Here is a 15,645-nt window from a genome sequence, read left to right on the forward strand (position 1 = left end):
CGATCAGGGCCCATGGCCCGTCCCGCCTCCTCCCGCCCCCGCGCCGCCGCCCTGCGGTACCGGCCCGAGTCCCCGTTCGAGGACGCGGCGCCGCGGCTGGTGGCCAAGGGACAGGGGTTGCTGGCGGAACGCATCCTGGAGCTGGCCAAGCAGAACGGCGTGTCCATCTCGAAGGATCCCGATCTGCTGGCGGCCCTGGAGCCCCTGGACGTGAACCGCCTCATTCCTCCGGAACTCTTCCAGGCCGTCGCAGTCCTCCTGGCCGCCCTCTACCGGGCCAACCGGCAGATCGCGCCGCCTTCCTGACACGATGATCGACCTCCACTGCCATACCCTCCATTCCGATGGGACCGACACGCCCGAAGGGCTGGCCCTGCTCGGGGATGAGGCCCGGCTCACAGCCCTCTGCCTCACGGACCACGACACCCTCGGCGGAATTCCCGCGTTCCTGGCCATGCAGCCGCAGGTGAAGGTGCGCCTCCTGGTGGGCACTGAACTGAGCTGCAGCTTTTTGGGGCGCTCCCTTCACGTCCTGGGGCTGCTGGTGGATCCCGCCGACGCCCGCTTCCAGGCCCGCCTGGAGGAGCTGCGCGGGCGCCGGGACGACCGCAACCGGCGGATGCTCACGCGCCTGGCGGAACTCGGCTGTCCTCTGACCTACGCGGATGTGGCCGCCCAGGCGGACAGCCCCCTGCTCTCCCGTCTCCACTTCGCCCAGGCCCTCGCCGCCCGCGGTTTCGTGAAGCGGCCCCACGAGGCCTTCGAGCGGCTCATCGGCGACGACTGCCCCGGCTACGTTCCCCGCGAGGAGCTGAGCCCTTCGGAAGCCGCCCTCTGGATCCGCGAGGCCGGCGGCGTTCCCGTGGTGGCTCATCCCGGACGCTTCGCGGGCGGCGGCTTCCGGTGGGACGACGCCATGCGCGACCTCCAGCGCGAGGGGCTGGAAGGGCTCGAGGGCTATTACGGCGAATACCGGGCGGCGGAGCAGAAATATTTCGTCGCCTTGGCGGAGCGCCTCGGAATGGTGGTCACCGGCGGCAGCGACTACCACGGAAGGAACAAGCCGGGACTCCGCCTGGGCGCGGGCCGTGGCGGGCTGAAAGTCCCCGACGACCTGCTGGAGCGCCTGGAAATCCGCCGGAGCCGTGGCGCCTACCGCTGAGTGCGATAGGCTGAAGACCCTCTGAGGCCCCCATGTCCGAGCGCATCCTGCTGGTGGAAGACGATCCCATCAACATCAAATTCATCCAGACCGTCCTCGTCAAAAAGGGCGGCTACGAAGTGCTGGTCTCCGAGGAAGTCGACGAGATCCTGCGGTTGGCCCGGGAGGCCGATCTGAAGGCCGTCATCATGGACGTCAGCCTTTCCCGATCCAGCTATGAAGGGCGGAAGGTGGACGGGATCTTCATCACCAAGCTGCTGAAGCAGGACGAGGCCACGCGCCGGATTCCCGTTCTTCTCGCCACCGCGCACGCCATGTTCGGGGACCGCGAGAAGTACCTGGAGCTGACCGGCGCCGAAGGCTACATCGCCAAGCCGATCCACGATCCCGCGGCCCTCATCGAGGCGGTGAAGACCGTCATCGGGAGCTGAAGGTGGCCGTGAAACCCCCGCCCATCGCCGCGTTCCGGCTTCTCCTGGAATACGACGGCAGCCGCTTCCAGGGCTGGCAGAAGCAGAGCCTCAAGCAGTCCCGAGAGGGCGTCCGGACCGTGGCCGGCAGTCTGGAGCACGTCCTCCACGAAGCGGGCTTGCGGCTCGTCTATCTGGGCGGATCGGGTCGGACGGACGCGGGCGTCCACGCCCTCGGCCAAGTCGCCCACCTCCACCTCGAAGCCAAGGGCGCCCCCCGGCCCGGCGAACTCCGGCGCATCCTGGACGCCGCCCTGCCCCAGGACATCGCCCTCCGAGATGTACGAAGCTGCCCGCCCCGTTTCCACGCCCGGCACGACGCCGTGGACCGCACCTACCTCTATCAGATCAGCCGCCGCCGCAGCGCCTTCGGCAAGCCGTGGATCTGGTGGGTGAAGCGCAGCCTCGATCTGGAGAAGCTGACCCGCGCGTGGACCGCCTTCGAGGGGAACCAGGATCTCAGCGCCTTCGCGGATCTGGACGCCGAAGAGGACGGCCGGGCGCGCATCTTCCGGTGCGAAGTCGCCGAAGCCGGTGCCCTCGTGCTCCTGCGGGTGCGCGCCACCCACTTCTACCGGCGGCAGGTGCGCCGGATGGTGGGCGCCGCCGTGGCCTGCGCCCTGGGCGAAGAAGAGCCCCGCCGCGTGCTGGAGGATCTCCGCGCGCCCACGGAGGCCGCCAACCTCTCCTGGGGCGCCAAGGCCGCTCCCGCCTCGGGCCTGTGCCTGGAAGCCGTCCGCTACGCCGGCGATCCCGAACCCGCCCCGCCCCGCCCCACCCTGCTCGTTCCCTGAAGCGCCCGAGATGCTCACCCGCGATGAAGCCTGGCAGCTGCTGTGCGAATGGACACCGTCGGCCAAGCTCCGCATCCACGCCCGCGCGGTGGAACTGGTCATGCGCGACCTCGCCGCGAAGCTCGGCGAGGACGTCGAGCGATTCGGCCTGGCGGGCCTCCTCCACGACGCGGACTACGACCAGTGGCCGGAGGAGCATCCCCGGCGCATCGTGGCCTGGCTGCGGGAGCGCGGAGAGGCGGATCTGGCCCACGCGATCAGCGCCCACTACACCCGGTGGGGCGTGTCCTACGACCACCTTCTGGACCGCGCCCTCCTGGCCTCCGACGAGATCACCGGCTTCGCCATGGCCTGCGCCCTGGTGCGGCCCGGCCGGACCGAAGGGCTCGAGCCCAGGAGCGTGAAGAAGAAGCTCAAGGACAAGGCCTTCGCCGCCGGCGTGGACCGCTTCGAAGTGGCGGAGGGCTTCCGCCTGCTGATGGAAACCGCCGGCGGCGCGGAGGAAGACCACCTCGCGCGGATCATCGCCGTCCTCCACGCGCACCGCGAGGAACTGGGCCTGGCGCCGATCTAAGGCACGAAGGTTTTTCCCACCCGCTCGGCGATACGCTCCCTCCGCAGGTGGAGAAGCCTGAGACGCGCCGGATCAGGGGAGAGAACCCGGCGCTCCGCCTCGGCAATGCGGACCACGCGGATCTCGCGGGAGGCATCGGCGCCCCAGGTGTTGTCGGTCCACAGCGGTTCGAAACGGATCTCCGCCAGGTGCAGGGTCTCGCCCTGGCGCTCGAAGGTCGCCACCAGAACAGCGCCGTCCCGGCTGTCACCTTCGGCCGCGGGCGACTGGACGCGGTACGTCCGGTCCTGGTTGCTGATGAAATTCCCCAGCGAGTAGGCGACCAGCGCCTTCCGCCCGCCCGCTTCCACCACCTCCGCGGGCTGAAGGACGTGGGGATGATGGCCGAGGAGCAGGTCGCATCCGGCCTCCACGAACCGCCGCGCCCAGAGCCGTTGGCGTTCCGTAGGCTTCCGTTGGTACTCGTTGCCCCAGTGGAGGCTCACCACCACGAGATCCGCTCCCCGCCGGGCCTCGCGCACGGCGGCGAGGGCCGATTCCAAATCCAGGGGGCGCACCCACGGTTCCTCATCTCTATGGTTCAAATCCGCGTTGAAGACTCCCGTGAACGCAAGGAAAGCCACTTTCACGCCCCTGCGCTCCAGGAGTTGGGCGGTTTCGGCGCGGCGCCTGTCCTCGCCGCTGCCCACGGCCACCAGCCCTTCCGCCCGGAGGCGCTCCAGGGTCTCCCGCACGCCGCGTGGTCCCTGGTCGAAGGCGTAGTTGTTGGCGGTGGAGAGGATCGCCAACCCGCTGGCCCGCAACGCCGCGGGAAGAGAGGCCGGGGCGTTGAACTGCATGGGAACGCCCGGGCGGCCCGTGGCGGGAGCGATCGGCGTCTCCAGGTTCGCGAAGGCGATGTCCGCTTCCTGGAAGAGTGGCGCCACGTCCTCCCACAGGCCGGAAAAGCCCCGGGGATGGCGTTCGGCCGCGGCTTTGACGTCCCCGTGCATCAGGATGTCGCCCACCGCCGCGATGCGGATCCGAACGGGCGGAACCGGTGGCGGAGCGTTCTCCTTGCGGGCGCGACAGGCGAGCCCCAGAAGGGCGAAGCCGACCGTCCCCAGCGCGAGCGCGATCCGCTGGAAGAGGCGCGTCAGGCCCATTCCTCCGGCCCGTAGTAGACCTCGACGGGGAGGCCCGGCAACCGGAAGCGGAGGCTGGCAGCGAGGGCGTCCATCTCCACCCGCGGAAGGGGCCGGGCTTCCGGCTCCGGGGTGGGGCGGGCGACGGTGTAGAGCTGAACGGCGCGCAGCCGTCCGCCCTGGTTGCGGATGGCCTCCAGCCGCCCGCAGTAGGCGTCCATTTCGTCGCTGGAGGGGCCCTGCCCTCGCCAGCTCAGGAAGAGCGTCTGAATGATGATCGGCCAGCGCCGGGCAGTGGCCAGCAGGTTGTCGAGGATCCGCTGGAAGGGGATCTGGCTGCGGCAGATCTCGCGGTAGTGGGCCTCGGTTCCGGCGTCCAGCTTGGCCCAGATCTCCCCCTGGTTGGCCATCAGGGTCTCCAGCCCCTGGAGCACGTCGGGCGCCTGGAGGCGGCTGGAGTCGGTGATGAGCACGAGCTTGACCAGGTCCAGGCCCCGGGCCCGCTTCAGGTGCGCCACGCGCTCCACGGCTTCGGCAAAGGCCGACGCCGTGGTGGGCTCTCCGTCGCCGCTGAAGGCGATGTCGTTGAGGCGGCGCTGCTCGGGCCGGGCCGAATCGAAGGGCGGGATCTGGTAGATCTCCCCGCTGGTGGCGAGGTCCAGCAGAAGCCCCAGTTCCTGTTCCAGCAGCGTCAGGTCAAGGTCGCGGCGGTGGGGGGGGACGAGGCGATCCACCTCGCAGTACACGCAGTCGAAATTGCAGACTTTGTCGGGATTCAGATTCACGCCCACGCTCAGCCCGCGGCTGCGCCGGGCGATCACGGGGTAGCAGTAATCGAAGTCCCGCCAGATGCGACGGTGGTCCAAGTGGGCCTTGATGAGTTCCGTCATGCCCCCAGGATACGCTCTTCAATCTCCCTTCGCTCGGCTGTCGATGCGCTCCGCCCGCGCCGCCTCCGCGGCACGGATCATCTCCGGCTTCCACACCAGGGGCTCGGGCCGGAGATCCGCGTCCACCGCCACCATCACGAATTCGCCGCTGGTGACGTCGCGCCGCTCGTCGGAGACGGGCGCGTACACCTGGACTTCGATCTGCAGGGTCAGGCTGGTGCGTCCCCGCCGCCCCACCGACACGTAGAACTCGATGATCTCCCCGGTGCGCACGGGGCTGTGGAAGACCAGTTCCGAGACTTTGAGGGTGAGGAACCGCCGGTTGCGGGACAGGAGCGAGGCCGCGATCCCGGCCACCTTGTCCATCCGGGCCATCATGTCGCCGCCGAAGAGGGTGGCGTTCAGGCCGATGTCCTGCTCGAGGACCATTTCACGCGAGATGAGCACAGGAACTCCTGGGCACCAGGATAGCGGCCTAAGCACATCTACGATGCATTTCGTATATCCTTCATCCCATCCGGAGAAACCATGGCCATCCCCCTTCCCCTGGCCTTTCCTCCCGCCGTCCAGGCGCCCCTGCCACAGAGCCGGATCGCCGTGCGGATGGACCTCTCCGAGGCCGACGCCGTGCTGGCCCTGCTGGATCTCCGCGCCCGCGGCCAGGAACCCGGCGACGCGGACTGGGCGAAACTCTTCGCGACGGAGGGCTACCGCCGGTTGAAGCGCCGGGAGGCATCCATGGGTCGCCCTTTCGAGGACGTGGACTTCCGGGCCTTCGTCCTGTCGGCGGACCTGCTCAGCCGCGCCCTAACACTGAAGAAGGCTGTGGAGACTTGGCGCCGCCTGGATCCGGCCGCGGCGGCCCACCGCGCGCTCGCCTACCTGCCCGCGGAAGCGCGGATCCGCGCCACCCTCTATCCGGTCATCAAGCCGCAGGGAAACTCCTTCGTCTTCGAGGCGGAGACGGACCCGGCCATCTTCCTGTTCGTGGATCCCTCGCGCAGCGGCGCCCAGGAGGAGAACACCCTGGTCCACGAGTTCCACCACATCGGCTTCGCCAGCGTCCGTCCCGCGGAAGACGAGAGCTTGCCCAGTCCGCGCCGCCTAGCCCTGCGGTGGACCGGCGCGTTCGGAGAGGGCTTCGCCATGCTGGCCGCCGCGGGGAGCCCGACGGCCCATCCCCACGCCGTCAGCCCGGCGGCGGACCGGGCCCGCTGGGACCGGGACATGGCGGCCTTTCCGCGGGATTTCGACCGCCTCGCCGCGTTCCTCGGCCGCCTCCTCGACGGCTCCCTCCGAGGCGAACAGGCGACGGAAGCGGCCTTCGCCTTCTACGGCGTCCAGGGTCCCTGGTACACCGTGGGCTGGCGCATGGCCAGCCTCATCGAGACCCGCCTGGGGCGCGCCCGGCTGCTGGAGGTCTACCGCGACCTGTCCACGCTGTACCGGACCTGGAACGAGGTCGCCGATCTGGAGGCGAAAGCCACGGGCCAGGCGCTTCCCCATTGGTCCCAGGCTCTGGTGGAGGCCGTGGAGAGGCGGCGCTGAATCCCCCGTACGCAACCGCGCGGCCCGTCGGGCCGCGCGGTTGGTGAAAACGACGGGACTCAGACCTTCTGGGCCAGCTTCTCGGCCAGGGCCTTGCCCATGTCCGCGGGGCTCTGGACCACGGTGATTCCGGCGGCCTGGAGGGCCTTCATCTTCTCGGCGGCGGTGCCCTTGCCCCCGGAGATGATGGCGCCGGCATGGCCCATGCGGCGCCCCGGAGGGGCCGTCTGGCCGGCGATGAAAGCCACCACGGGCTTCGTGACGTACTGCTTCACGAACTCGGCGGCCTCTTCCTCGGCGCTGCCGCCGATCTCGCCGATCATGATGATCGCGTGGGTGTCGGGATCATCCTGGAACAGGCGCAGGGCATCGATGTGGCTGGTGCCGTTCACCGGATCGCCGCCGATGCCGATGCAGGTGCTCTGCCCGATGCCCAGGGCGGTGAGCTGGCCGACGGCTTCGTAGGTCAGGGTGCCGGAGCGGCTGACCACGCCGACGTGGCCCTGCTTGTGGATGCGGCCGGGCATGATCCCGATCTTGGCCATGCCGGGGCTGATGATGCCCGGGCAGTTGGGGCCGATCAGGCGGCTCTTGGGGTAGTCGGGAAGGACGCGCTTGACCTTCACCATGTCGAGGACGGGGATGCCCTCGGTGATGCAGACGATCAGCTCGATGCCCGCTTCCAGGGCTTCCAGGATGGCGTCGGCGGAGCCCACGGGGGGCACGAAGATCATGGTGGCGTTGGCGCCGGTCTTGGCGACGGCCTCCTTGACGGTGTTGAAGACGGGGAAGCCCTCGATCTCGGTGCCCCCTTTGCCGGGCGTCACGCCGCCGACGACGTTCGTGCCGTAGTCGCGGCAGCCCTTGGCGTGGAAGAGCCCTTCCCGTCCCGTGATGCCCTGGACGATCAATTTGGTGTGGTTGCCCACCAGAACAGCCATGTCATACCTCTCTGGATTCGAATTCGGGTTCCGTGGATGACCTACTTGATCGAGGCGACGACCTTCTCGGCGGCGTCCTTCAGGTCGGCGGCGACGATGAGGTTCAGGCCGCTGTCCGCGAGGATCTTCTTGCCCTCTTCGACGTTGGTGCCTTCCAGGCGCACCACGACGGGGACCTTGATCCCGATCTCCTTCGCGGCCTTCACGATGCCCGCGGCCACCACGTCGCAGCGCATGATGCCGCCGAAGATGTTCACGAGGACGGCCTTCACGGCCGGGTCCTGCAGGATGATCCGGAACGCGTTCTTCACCGCGTCCTCGGTGGCGCCGCCGCCCACGTCCAGGAAGTTGGCCGGGGAACCGCCGTGGTACTTGATGATGTCCATGGTGCCCATGGCCAGGCCCGCGCCGTTCACCATGCAGCCGATCTGGCCGTCGAGCTTGATGAAGTTCAGGTTGAACTTGCTCGCCTCGATCTCCTCCTCCGCCTCCTCGTTGAGGTCGCGGAAGGCCAGGACGTCCGCGTGGCGGAACAGGGCGTTGTCGTCGAACCCGATCTTGGCGTCGAGGGCGGTCACCTCACCCTGCTTGGTCACCACGAGCGGATTGATCTCCACCATGGAGCAGTCCTTCTCGATGAAGAGCTTGTAGAGGTTCTGGAGGAACACCACGCCCTTCTTGAATGCGTCGCCTTCGAGCCCCAAGGCGAAGGCCACCTGGCGGGCCTGGAAGCCATTGAGGCCCAGTGCCGGATCGATGGCGACCCTGACGATCTTCTCGGGGGTCTTCTCCGCCACTTCCTCGATTTCCACGCCGCCTTCCGTGGAAGCCAGGATGGTCACGCGGCTGGAGGCGCGGTCCACCAGGAAGCTGAGGTAGAGTTCCCGCTCGATGTCGACGGGCTTGGAGAGGAACACCGTCCGAACCTTGCGGCCCTCGGCGCCGGTCTGCTTGGTGACGAGCTGCATGCCCAGCATGGCCTTGAACAGCTCGGCGGCCTTGTCGGGATCGGTCGCGAACTTCACGCCGCCGCCCTTGCCCCGGCCGCCCGCGTGGATCTGCGCCTTCACGACGCTGGCCCCGCCGAATTCCTTGGTGATCATGCGGGCGTCTTCCGCGTCCTGGGCCACCTTCCCGTCGGGCGTGGCTACGGCATACCGCCGCAGAAGCTCTTTGGCTTGATATTCATGGATGTTCATGAATGTGTTCCCCTTAAACGGTGGGTCCATTCTATAGCCGCACCTCCGCTATTGCCAAATGCGAAAAAACAGGCTTTCTTATAATTGAATTATCGAACCTTTCCCAACCTGTTCCACGGACTCGGTGCCCCCCTCCGGAGCGCCACATTTATTCCCCGACTGTGACGCGCGACGCTTTCTGCGCTCAAGCCCGAAGGGGTCCTGCACGATTCCGAGCTTGAGGGGTTCCGTTCCCCGCCGGAGGTCGAATGGCGCAGTTGGACAAGCTCCTCCAGTACGTCGTGCCGCGGGGAGGCAAGCGCCTTCTGCTGGAACCCGATCGGCCGCCGGTTCTGGAATTGGCCTCCGGCGACCGGACGCACCTGCTGAGCAATCCCCTGCCCGGCGTGATGGTGGAGGTGCTGGCCTCGGACATCGTTCCTTCCCACCAGAAGAACGCCTGGCAGTCGGGCCAGGGCGTGAGCTTCGACTACCGCCTCGGCGAGCAGCTCTTCCGCATCCAGTGCCTCAAGGAGCAGGGCACCTCCAGGATCCTGGTGGAACCCACCGGGGCGGCGCCCGCTTCCTCCGCGCCCCTCCCCGAAGCGCGGGCAAGCATGGATTCGGTCGCTCCTCCCCGACCTCCCGAACCTGCAGCTCCTGCGCCCGAACCCGCCGTTCCCGAGCCACGTCCGATCCCCGTCTCCGCATCGGCCCCTGCACCCATGGGAGAGCGGCCTCCCCATCCCCTCGCCACCCAACTGTTCCGCGCCCTCCTGGAGGCCCGCGGCTCCGACCTCCACTGTTCCTCCTACGAGACGCCCCTGGTCCGCGTGGACGGGGATCTCCAGGATCTTCCGGGCGATTTCGGCGTCCTCGGCGGGGGACAGCTCCTGGAGCTGATGGAGGCCGTGGCGCCGCCCGACGCGTGGCGCGGTTTCCGCGACCGGAGCGACGCGGACTTCGCCTACGCCTTCGAAGAGGGCGGCTGCCGGCTGCGGATGAACTTCTTCATGGACCGCGTGGGTCCCGGCTTCGTCTGCCGCGTCATCCCCGACAAGCTGCCGGACGCGGACCAACTGGGCCTGCCGGAGCACCTGCGACGCCTGGCGGGGCTCGCCAAAGGACTGGTCCTCGTCACGGGCCCCACGGGCAGCGGCAAGTCCACGACCCTGGCCGCCATCCTCGACCTCGCCAACCAGAAGCGGAAGGACCACATCCTGACCATCGAGGATCCCATCGAGTTCGTGCATCCGCGGAAGGGCTGCCTGGTGAACCAGCGGGAGGTGGGCACCCACACGGACAGCTTCAAGAGCGGGCTGCGGGCGGCGCTGCGCGAAGATCCTGACATCGTGATGGTGGGCGAGATGCGCGACCTGGAGACCATCGCCATCGCCCTGGAGACGGCCATCACGGGCCACCTGGTCTTTGGGACGCTCCACACCAGCAGCGCCATCGGCACCATCGACCGGATCGTGGACCAGTTCCCGGCGGACCGCCAGCAGCAGATCCGCGTGATGCTCGCCGATGCCCTGAAGTGCGTGGTGAGCCAGACCCTGCTGAAGAAGGTGGGCGGAGGCCGCATCGCCGCGTTGGAAACGCTGTTCATCAGCCCCGCCATCGCCAACCTCATCCGCGAGGGGAAAAACTTCCAGATCCCCAGCGCCATGCAGACCGGCCGCAGCTACGGCCAGCGGCTCATGAACGACGCCCTGGTCGAGCTGATCAAAGACCGCAAGGTGGAGCCTATGGAGGCCTACCTCAAGTGCCCCGACAAAGAGAGCTTCATCGCCGCCTGCAAGCGCGCGGCGATCCCCTTCGACCTGCGGCTCGGCGATCTGGAGAACTGAAGCCGCCTTGCGATTCAAGAGATAAGGATCACCACCAAGGCACGAAGACACCAAGAAAAGCTCCGCGGGTTTCGGTTCTGTTCTTGGTGCTCTTGGCGTCTTGGTGGTGAATCTCTTTTAAAAATCCTGAACAATTCTTGGCCGAAGCCTACATGCTCCGAGACAGCAGGGCCTCGGGGATCTCCCGCAGGAGGTCGCCGGTGTCGCGGTCGCCGGAGAGGTCCGCCAAGTGGGCCACGGCGTTGCGGGAAGCGCGGGAGGCTAGGTCCCGCGTCTCCGCCAAGGCGCCGTGCCGGTCGATCAGTTGGCGGAGCTTGGCCTCTTCCGCCTCGGGAATGGGAACTTCCTCCCCGCGGTCCCAGATGGTGCGGATCAGGGGGCGGACCTCGTCGGGGGCCCGCTCCAGGAGGGTCAGCATGGGCAGGGTGAGCTTGCCTTCGCGGAGGTCGCTGAAGGCGGGCTTGCCGAGCTGCTCGCTGGTGGCCGTGTAGTCCAGAAGGTCGTCCACAAGCTGGAAGGCCCGACCCACTTCGAGCCCGTAGAGGCGCATGGCACGGCATTCGTTCTCACTGCGGCCGGTCAGCACCGAGCCCGTCTCGGTGCAGCCGCCGAACAGCAGCGCCGTCTTCCGCTCCTGGATGTCGAAGTAGTCCTTCCGGCTGGTGTTCAGCTTGAAGAGCACGTCGTTCTGGATGAGCTCGCCCTCGATCATCCGGGTGGTGACTTCCGCGAAGATCTCCATCATCCGCCAGCTGCGCCCGGCGATGGCTTCGCTCATGGCCACGAGGTACAGCACGTCGCCGAACAGCACCGTCAGGGTGTTGCCCCACAGGCGGTTGAGGGTCGGCATCCCGCGCCGGAGCTGGGCGTGGTCGATGACGTCGTCATGGACGAGGGTCGCCGTGTGGGTCAGCTCGAACACCGCGGCGAACCGCACGTCCGCGTCGCCCTCCACCCCGCAGAACCGAGAGGAGAGCAGCACCAGCGCCGGGCGCAGGCGCTTCCCCTGCCCGCCCCGCACGTGGTCCGCCAGCTTCTGGACGACTTCCACCTCACTCTGGAGGATGCGCTGCAACTCGATCTCCACCCCCGCGAGCTTGGGGGCGATGGGGAGGAAATAGCGCGAGAGGTCGAGTCGGCTCAAGGTCAGCCCCGGTAGTTCGTGAACTGGAGATCGAGACCCTGGTCTTCCTTCTTGAACAGGGCGATGGCCTCCTGCAGGTCGTCGCGGTTCTTCCCGCTCACGCGGAGCTGGTCGCCCTGGATGCTGGCCTGGACCTTGATCTTGGCATCCTTGACCGCCTTGATGAGGCCCTTGGCCTTCTCCACGGGGATGCCCTGCTCGATGGTGACCTCCTGGCGGACGCTTCCCTTGGCCGCGGGTTCGACCTTTCCGTAGACCATGCTGCGGATGCTGACCCCGCGCTTGTGGAGCTTGGTCTGGAGGACGTCGACCACCGCCTTGAGCTTCACTTCGTCGTCGCTGGCGAGGACCAGCACCTTGTCGTCCTTCAGCTCGATCTTGGAGACGGAGCCCTTGAAGTCGTAGCGCTGCCCGATCTCCTTCATGGCCTGGGAGACCGCGTTCTTCACCTCATCGAGGTCCACTTTGCACACCACGTCGAACGAGCACTCGCTGGCCATTCCACCCTCCGGTTTCCCTACAGCCTACCGCAAGGACCCCGTCGGCCGCCTACGCCCTTGCGGCTTCGAGGCGCGCCCGGAGGGCCGGCCAGCCCTCCCACAACCCCAGGAACTGGAAAGCGGACAGGACTAGGGCGTGGTGGATCTCGCCGCGGCGCATCCGGTCCTCCCACTCCGCCCAGGCGCAGGCCCAGACCTGCAGTTCCTCCGTGGGATCCAGCGCCAAGGGGCCGGCGGAGCGGCATTCCACGGCGAGGAAGGTGTGGCACCGGTTGTTCTGGGTGGCTGGATTGGGCGTGCAGGAGCCCAGGAACGTCCAGTGGTCCGACACGAAGCCCGTCTCCTCCTGCAGCTCCCGCCGGGCGGATTCGGCGGGGGTCTCTCCGCTGTCGCAGGATCCGCCGGGGATCTCCAGGGTGGGCGCGTCGATCCCGTGGCGGAACTGCTCCACCACGAGGAGCTCGCCCCCTTCGGTGAAGGCCACCACGTTCACCCAGTCGGGCCCCTGCAGCCGGTAGAAGGCGTGCGGCCGGCCCGTGTGGGGGCTGCGGCGCTGCGCCACGATCTGGCGGAAGAGCCGGGAATCCTGGCGCACGCTCTCGGAGTCCTGGAGCCAGGGGACGGCGGGGTCGAAGCCCTCGGGGTGGCTGTGGAGGAGGCGCATCAGTAGCGGGGCACCGAGGGATCCATCTGGCTGTAGGCGTCGATGCCGCCCGCCAGGTGGGCCACGTCACGGAAGCCCGCCGCCTGGAGAAGACGGAGGGCGTGGAGGCTGCGCATCCCGTGGTGACAATAGGCGGCCACGGGCTGGGAGGGATCCAGTTCGGAAAGCCGGCTTTCCAGCTCTCCCAGGGGAATCAGGACCGCACCCGGGATCCGCGCCAGTCCGTGCTCCCAGGGCTCGCGAACGTCCACGCGCTGGACCGTCTCCGGGAGGGCGCGGTAGCGCTCCGGCGAAAGGTCGATCCCGTCCTCAAACACGGCGGCCCTCCCCGCCATCCAGCACCCGGCTGCAGATGTGGTGGGTGATGGCTTCCATGGCCGTGCGGTTTTCCACGCCCGTGGGAACGATGAGGTCGGCCCAGCGCTTGCTGGGTTCCACGAACTCCAGGTGCATGGGCCGGACGCTGTTCTCGTACTGGTCCATGACGCTCTCCAGGCTCCGGCCCCGCTCCTGGGTGTCGCGGCGGATCCGGCGGAGGATGCGGATGTCGGCGTCCGTGTCCACGAAGACCTTGATGTCCAGCTGGTCCCGCAGCTCCGGCAGGGCGAAGAGCAACAGGCCCTCCAGGATCACCACCTGGGCCGGCGGAATGGGTTCTTCCCATCCCGTGCGGTCGGAAATCGTGAAGTCGTAGACGGGCTTGCGGATGCTCTCCCCGCGGTGGAGGGCCGACAGGTGCGCGGCCATCAGTTCCAGATCGAAGGCGTGGGGATGGTCCCAGTTCACGGCCCGGCCGTCGAAGCGCCCCTTCACGATCTCCAGGGGGGCGTAGTAGGCGTCCATGTCCAGCAGGAGGGTCGCGACCCCGCGCTTCTTGAGACGCTTCAGCAGCTCGGCCGCCACGGACGTCTTGCCGCTCCCGGAGCCCCCCACGATGCCCGCCAGCATCGGCCTGTCGTTCATGCTCCCCCCTTTCCTTCATCCTACTTCACGCCGTCTGCTAAGGTTCATGCCATGAACGCGCCACGGGAACGGAACGCCGCCTGGGACGGGCCTCGAGCCCGGAACTCCGCCCGCGCCCTCCTGCTTGTCGGCGTCGCTCTGCTCGCCGGAATGGGCTGCAATTCCGAGGATCCGCGGCTTCCCGGCAACCTCTACGAAGAGGCGCGGAAGATGAATCTGGAGGGCCGTGGCATGGAGGCCCGGTCCCTCATGCGCCAGCTCATCGAGCGCTATCCGGGCACGGAGGCGGCCCAGCAGGCCCAGCGCGACCTTTTCCTCATCGAGGCCTTCGTCAACCGGGACGTGGCGGATCGCCAGAAGCAGGTGCGGGCCTCCCTCAAGCGCGTGGTGGACGCCCTCACCCGCTACCGCGGGAAGCGCGGCGAATACCCCTCCGAGCTGAAGAACCTCGTGCCCGATTACCTGGACCGGATCCCGGAGACCCCCTGGGGCCACCCCTTCCTCTACCGGCCCTACGTCCTGCGGCCCATTGAAGAGATCCCGGTGAAGCGCGGCCCTGTCCGCCAGAAGTTCAACACCAAGTTCGACGGCTACTACCTCGCCAGCCTGGGCATCGACCTCCTCCCGGGCGGCGAGGGGCTCGCGGCCGACCTCCTCGTGAAGGACGGCCAGCCCTGGGGCGAACCCACCTTCCCGCCCATTCCGCAGCCTCAGCCCACCCGCTAGGGCCGTCCGAAGGGAAACGAAGAAGGAGCGCCTTCAGCGCCCCTTCTTCGTTTCGGAACGGCGTCTACTTCACGCCCCAATCCAGGATCACCTTCCCGCTCTGCCCGCTCCGCATGGCGTCGAAGCCCTTCTGGAAGTCGTCGATGCCGTAGTGGTGCGTGATTACCGGGGTGATGTCCAGGCCGCTCTGCACCATCGCCGCCATCTTGTACCACGTCTCGAACATCTCCCGCCCGTAGATGCCCTTCAGGATCAATCCCTTGAAGATCACCTGGCTCCAGTCGATGGCACAGTCGCCCGGCAGGATGCCCAGGAGCGCGATGCGGCCGCCGTGGTGCATAGCCTCGAGCATGGACTGGAAGGCGCTGCGGTTGCCGCTCATCTCCAGACCCACATCGAACCCCTCGGTCATGCCCAGGTCCTTCATGACCTCCGGCAGCGCTTTCTGCATGGGGTTGACGGCCACGGTGGCGCCCATCTTCCGCGCCAGGTCCAGGCGGTACTCGTTGACGTCGGTGATGACCACGTGGCGGGCGCCCACGTGCTTCGCGATGGCCACGGCCATGATCCCGATGGGACCGGCGCCGGTGATCAGAACGTCCTCGCCCACCATGTCGAAGCTGAGGGCGGTGTGCGCGGCGTTCCCGTAGGGATCGAAGATGGACGCCACGTCATCGGGGACGTTGTCGGGCACCTTGAACACGTTGAAGGCCGGGATCGACAGGTACTCGGCGAAGGAGCCCGTGCGGTTCACGCCCACGCCCACCGTATTCCGGCAGAGGTGGCGCTTCCCGGCGCGGCAGTTGCGGCAGTGGCCGCAGGTGATGTGGCCCTCGCCGCTGACGCGGTCGCCGGGCTTGTAGCCCTCCACCTCGGCGCCCACCTTCTCGATGACACCGACGTACTCGTGCCCCACCACCATGGGCACGGGAATGGTCTTCTGGGCCCACTCGTCCCAGTTGTAGATGTGGACGTCCGTCCCGCAGATGGCGCTCTTGTGGACGCGGATCAGGACGTCGTTGGGACCCATCTCCGGCATGGGCACCTCGCCCATCCAGATGCCTTCTTCGCGCTTGGACTTCAACAGGGCTTTCATCTCGGGCCTCCAACCGCACCA

Annotated in this window: 19 protein-coding genes; 8 read left to right on the forward strand and 11 right to left on the reverse strand. The window is 67.8% G+C overall.

The window, feature by feature from the left end:
* Positions 1–12 precede the first annotated feature (12 nt).
* From RAH39_RS07370 to RAH39_RS07390, 5 genes are read left to right on the forward strand one after another with little or no spacing between them, the layout of a single operon-like run.
* Complete coding sequence (locus RAH39_RS07370) at positions 13–306, forward strand: EscU/YscU/HrcU family type III secretion system export apparatus switch protein (RefSeq protein WP_306589435.1); 294 nt, start codon at positions 13–15, stop codon at positions 304–306.
* Between the two features lie 4 nt (positions 307–310).
* Positions 311–1,162 carry a PHP domain-containing protein gene (locus RAH39_RS07375; RefSeq protein WP_306589436.1) on the forward strand — a complete coding sequence of 284 codons (852 nt, stop codon included), beginning with the start codon at positions 311–313 and terminating at the stop codon, positions 1,160–1,162.
* A gap of 32 nt (positions 1,163–1,194) precedes the next feature.
* On the forward strand, positions 1,195–1,593 hold the full coding sequence (locus RAH39_RS07380; protein WP_306589437.1) for a response regulator: 399 nt from the start codon (positions 1,195–1,197) through the stop codon (positions 1,591–1,593).
* Between the two features lie 2 nt (positions 1,594–1,595).
* Positions 1,596–2,426 carry a tRNA pseudouridine synthase A gene (locus RAH39_RS07385; RefSeq protein WP_306589438.1) on the forward strand — a complete coding sequence of 277 codons (831 nt, stop codon included), beginning with the start codon at positions 1,596–1,598 and terminating at the stop codon, positions 2,424–2,426.
* A 10-nt stretch (positions 2,427–2,436) separates the two neighbouring features.
* Positions 2,437–3,000 (forward strand): HD domain-containing protein, encoded by a 564-nt coding sequence (locus RAH39_RS07390; protein WP_306589439.1) that lies wholly within the window; start codon positions 2,437–2,439, stop codon positions 2,998–3,000.
* Here the strand turns inward: RAH39_RS07390 and RAH39_RS07395 are convergent.
* From RAH39_RS07395 to RAH39_RS07405, 3 genes are read right to left on the reverse strand one after another with little or no spacing between them, the layout of a single operon-like run.
* Positions 2,997–4,145 (reverse strand): CapA family protein, encoded by a 1,149-nt coding sequence (locus RAH39_RS07395; protein WP_306589440.1) that lies wholly within the window; start codon positions 4,143–4,145, stop codon positions 2,997–2,999. The two genes, RAH39_RS07390 and RAH39_RS07395, sit on opposite strands and share 4 nt — an antisense overlap.
* On the reverse strand, positions 4,136–5,014 hold the full coding sequence (locus RAH39_RS07400) for a radical SAM protein (RefSeq protein ID WP_306589441.1): 879 nt from the start codon (positions 5,012–5,014) through the stop codon (positions 4,136–4,138). Before RAH39_RS07400 ends, RAH39_RS07395 begins: the two co-directional genes overlap by 10 nt.
* Before the next feature lie 18 nt (positions 5,015–5,032).
* Positions 5,033–5,461, reverse strand: coding sequence for an acyl-CoA thioesterase (locus tag RAH39_RS07405; protein WP_306589442.1), 429 nt, complete (start codon positions 5,459–5,461; stop codon positions 5,033–5,035).
* A gap of 81 nt (positions 5,462–5,542) precedes the next feature.
* Between RAH39_RS07405 and RAH39_RS07410 the strand changes: the two genes are divergently transcribed.
* Positions 5,543–6,562: a DUF5700 domain-containing putative Zn-dependent protease gene (locus tag RAH39_RS07410; RefSeq protein ID WP_306589443.1), complete on the forward strand. Its 1,020-nt coding sequence runs from the start codon at positions 5,543–5,545 to the stop codon at positions 6,560–6,562.
* Between the two features lie 59 nt (positions 6,563–6,621).
* Here RAH39_RS07410 and sucD read toward each other — a convergent pair whose 3' ends face one another.
* Both sucD and sucC read right to left on the reverse strand, forming a co-directional pair.
* Positions 6,622–7,503, reverse strand: a complete 882-nt coding sequence (gene sucD / locus RAH39_RS07415; RefSeq protein ID WP_306589444.1) for a succinate--CoA ligase subunit alpha — start codon at positions 7,501–7,503, stop codon at positions 6,622–6,624.
* A gap of 41 nt (positions 7,504–7,544) precedes the next feature.
* Positions 7,545–8,702, reverse strand: a complete 1,158-nt coding sequence (gene sucC / locus RAH39_RS07420; RefSeq protein WP_306589445.1) for an ADP-forming succinate--CoA ligase subunit beta — start codon at positions 8,700–8,702, stop codon at positions 7,545–7,547.
* A 248-nt stretch (positions 8,703–8,950) separates the two neighbouring features.
* Between sucC and RAH39_RS07425 the strand changes: the two genes are divergently transcribed.
* Positions 8,951–10,531 (forward strand): type IV pilus twitching motility protein PilT, encoded by a 1,581-nt coding sequence (locus RAH39_RS07425; protein WP_306589447.1) that lies wholly within the window; start codon positions 8,951–8,953, stop codon positions 10,529–10,531.
* Between the two features lie 148 nt (positions 10,532–10,679).
* Here RAH39_RS07425 and RAH39_RS07430 read toward each other — a convergent pair whose 3' ends face one another.
* The 5 genes from RAH39_RS07430 to udk are packed head-to-tail and all read right to left on the reverse strand — an operon-like array spanning position 10,680 to position 13,802.
* On the reverse strand, positions 10,680–11,675 hold the full coding sequence (locus tag RAH39_RS07430) for a polyprenyl synthetase family protein (RefSeq protein ID WP_306589448.1): 996 nt from the start codon (positions 11,673–11,675) through the stop codon (positions 10,680–10,682).
* 2 nt (positions 11,676–11,677) lie between these two features.
* Positions 11,678–12,175, reverse strand: a complete 498-nt coding sequence (locus tag RAH39_RS07435) for a YajQ family cyclic di-GMP-binding protein (protein ID WP_306589449.1) — start codon at positions 12,173–12,175, stop codon at positions 11,678–11,680.
* Between the two features lie 49 nt (positions 12,176–12,224).
* Positions 12,225–12,839, reverse strand: a complete 615-nt coding sequence (locus tag RAH39_RS07440; RefSeq protein WP_306589450.1) for an NUDIX hydrolase — start codon at positions 12,837–12,839, stop codon at positions 12,225–12,227.
* Positions 12,839–13,156 carry a rhodanese-like domain-containing protein gene (locus tag RAH39_RS07445; RefSeq protein ID WP_306589451.1) on the reverse strand — a complete coding sequence of 106 codons (318 nt, stop codon included), beginning with the start codon at positions 13,154–13,156 and terminating at the stop codon, positions 12,839–12,841. Before RAH39_RS07445 ends, RAH39_RS07440 begins: the two co-directional genes overlap by 1 nt.
* Positions 13,149–13,802 carry a uridine kinase gene (udk, locus tag RAH39_RS07450; RefSeq protein ID WP_306589452.1) on the reverse strand — a complete coding sequence of 218 codons (654 nt, stop codon included), beginning with the start codon at positions 13,800–13,802 and terminating at the stop codon, positions 13,149–13,151. The genes RAH39_RS07445 and udk overlap by 8 nt, the downstream gene beginning before the upstream one ends.
* Positions 13,803–13,853: 51 nt before the next feature.
* Between udk and RAH39_RS07455 the strand changes: the two genes are divergently transcribed.
* Positions 13,854–14,528 carry a hypothetical protein gene (locus tag RAH39_RS07455; RefSeq protein ID WP_306589453.1) on the forward strand — a complete coding sequence of 225 codons (675 nt, stop codon included), beginning with the start codon at positions 13,854–13,856 and terminating at the stop codon, positions 14,526–14,528.
* Positions 14,529–14,592: 64 nt separating this feature from the next.
* On the opposite strand, the gene tdh is transcribed toward RAH39_RS07455, so the two are convergent.
* Complete coding sequence (gene tdh, locus RAH39_RS07460) at positions 14,593–15,624, reverse strand: L-threonine 3-dehydrogenase (protein ID WP_306589454.1); 1,032 nt, start codon at positions 15,622–15,624, stop codon at positions 14,593–14,595.
* Positions 15,625–15,645 lie beyond the last annotated feature (21 nt).

It is taken from the genome of Geothrix sp. 21YS21S-4, from assembly GCF_030845995.1.
In the GTDB taxonomy this organism is placed as follows: domain Bacteria; phylum Acidobacteriota; class Holophagae; order Holophagales; family Holophagaceae; genus Geothrix.

Coding starts and splice junctions, on each gene's coding strand:
- RAH39_RS07400 (WP_306589441.1), bottom strand. CDS start 5,014: ATGACGGAACTCATCAAGGCCCACTTGGACCACCGTCGCATCTGGCGG.
- RAH39_RS07380 (WP_306589437.1), top strand. CDS start 1,195: ATGTCCGAGCGCATCCTGCTGGTGGAAGACGATCCCATCAACATCAAA.
- RAH39_RS07370 (WP_306589435.1), top strand. CDS start 13: ATGGCCCGTCCCGCCTCCTCCCGCCCCCGCGCCGCCGCCCTGCGGTAC.
- RAH39_RS07425 (WP_306589447.1), top strand. CDS start 8,951: ATGGCGCAGTTGGACAAGCTCCTCCAGTACGTCGTGCCGCGGGGAGGC.
- udk (WP_306589452.1), bottom strand. CDS start 13,802: ATGAACGACAGGCCGATGCTGGCGGGCATCGTGGGGGGCTCCGGGAGC.
- RAH39_RS07390 (WP_306589439.1), top strand. CDS start 2,437: ATGCTCACCCGCGATGAAGCCTGGCAGCTGCTGTGCGAATGGACACCG.
- RAH39_RS07395 (WP_306589440.1), bottom strand. CDS start 4,145: ATGGGCCTGACGCGCCTCTTCCAGCGGATCGCGCTCGCGCTGGGGACG.
- RAH39_RS07440 (WP_306589450.1), bottom strand. CDS start 12,839: ATGCGCCTCCTCCACAGCCACCCCGAGGGCTTCGACCCCGCCGTCCCC.
- sucD (WP_306589444.1), bottom strand. CDS start 7,503: ATGGCTGTTCTGGTGGGCAACCACACCAAATTGATCGTCCAGGGCATC.
- RAH39_RS07435 (WP_306589449.1), bottom strand. CDS start 12,175: ATGGCCAGCGAGTGCTCGTTCGACGTGGTGTGCAAAGTGGACCTCGAT.
- RAH39_RS07410 (WP_306589443.1), top strand. CDS start 5,543: ATGGCCATCCCCCTTCCCCTGGCCTTTCCTCCCGCCGTCCAGGCGCCC.
- tdh (WP_306589454.1), bottom strand. CDS start 15,624: ATGAAAGCCCTGTTGAAGTCCAAGCGCGAAGAAGGCATCTGGATGGGC.
- sucC (WP_306589445.1), bottom strand. CDS start 8,702: ATGAACATCCATGAATATCAAGCCAAAGAGCTTCTGCGGCGGTATGCC.
- RAH39_RS07375 (WP_306589436.1), top strand. CDS start 311: ATGATCGACCTCCACTGCCATACCCTCCATTCCGATGGGACCGACACG.
- RAH39_RS07455 (WP_306589453.1), top strand. CDS start 13,854: ATGAACGCGCCACGGGAACGGAACGCCGCCTGGGACGGGCCTCGAGCC.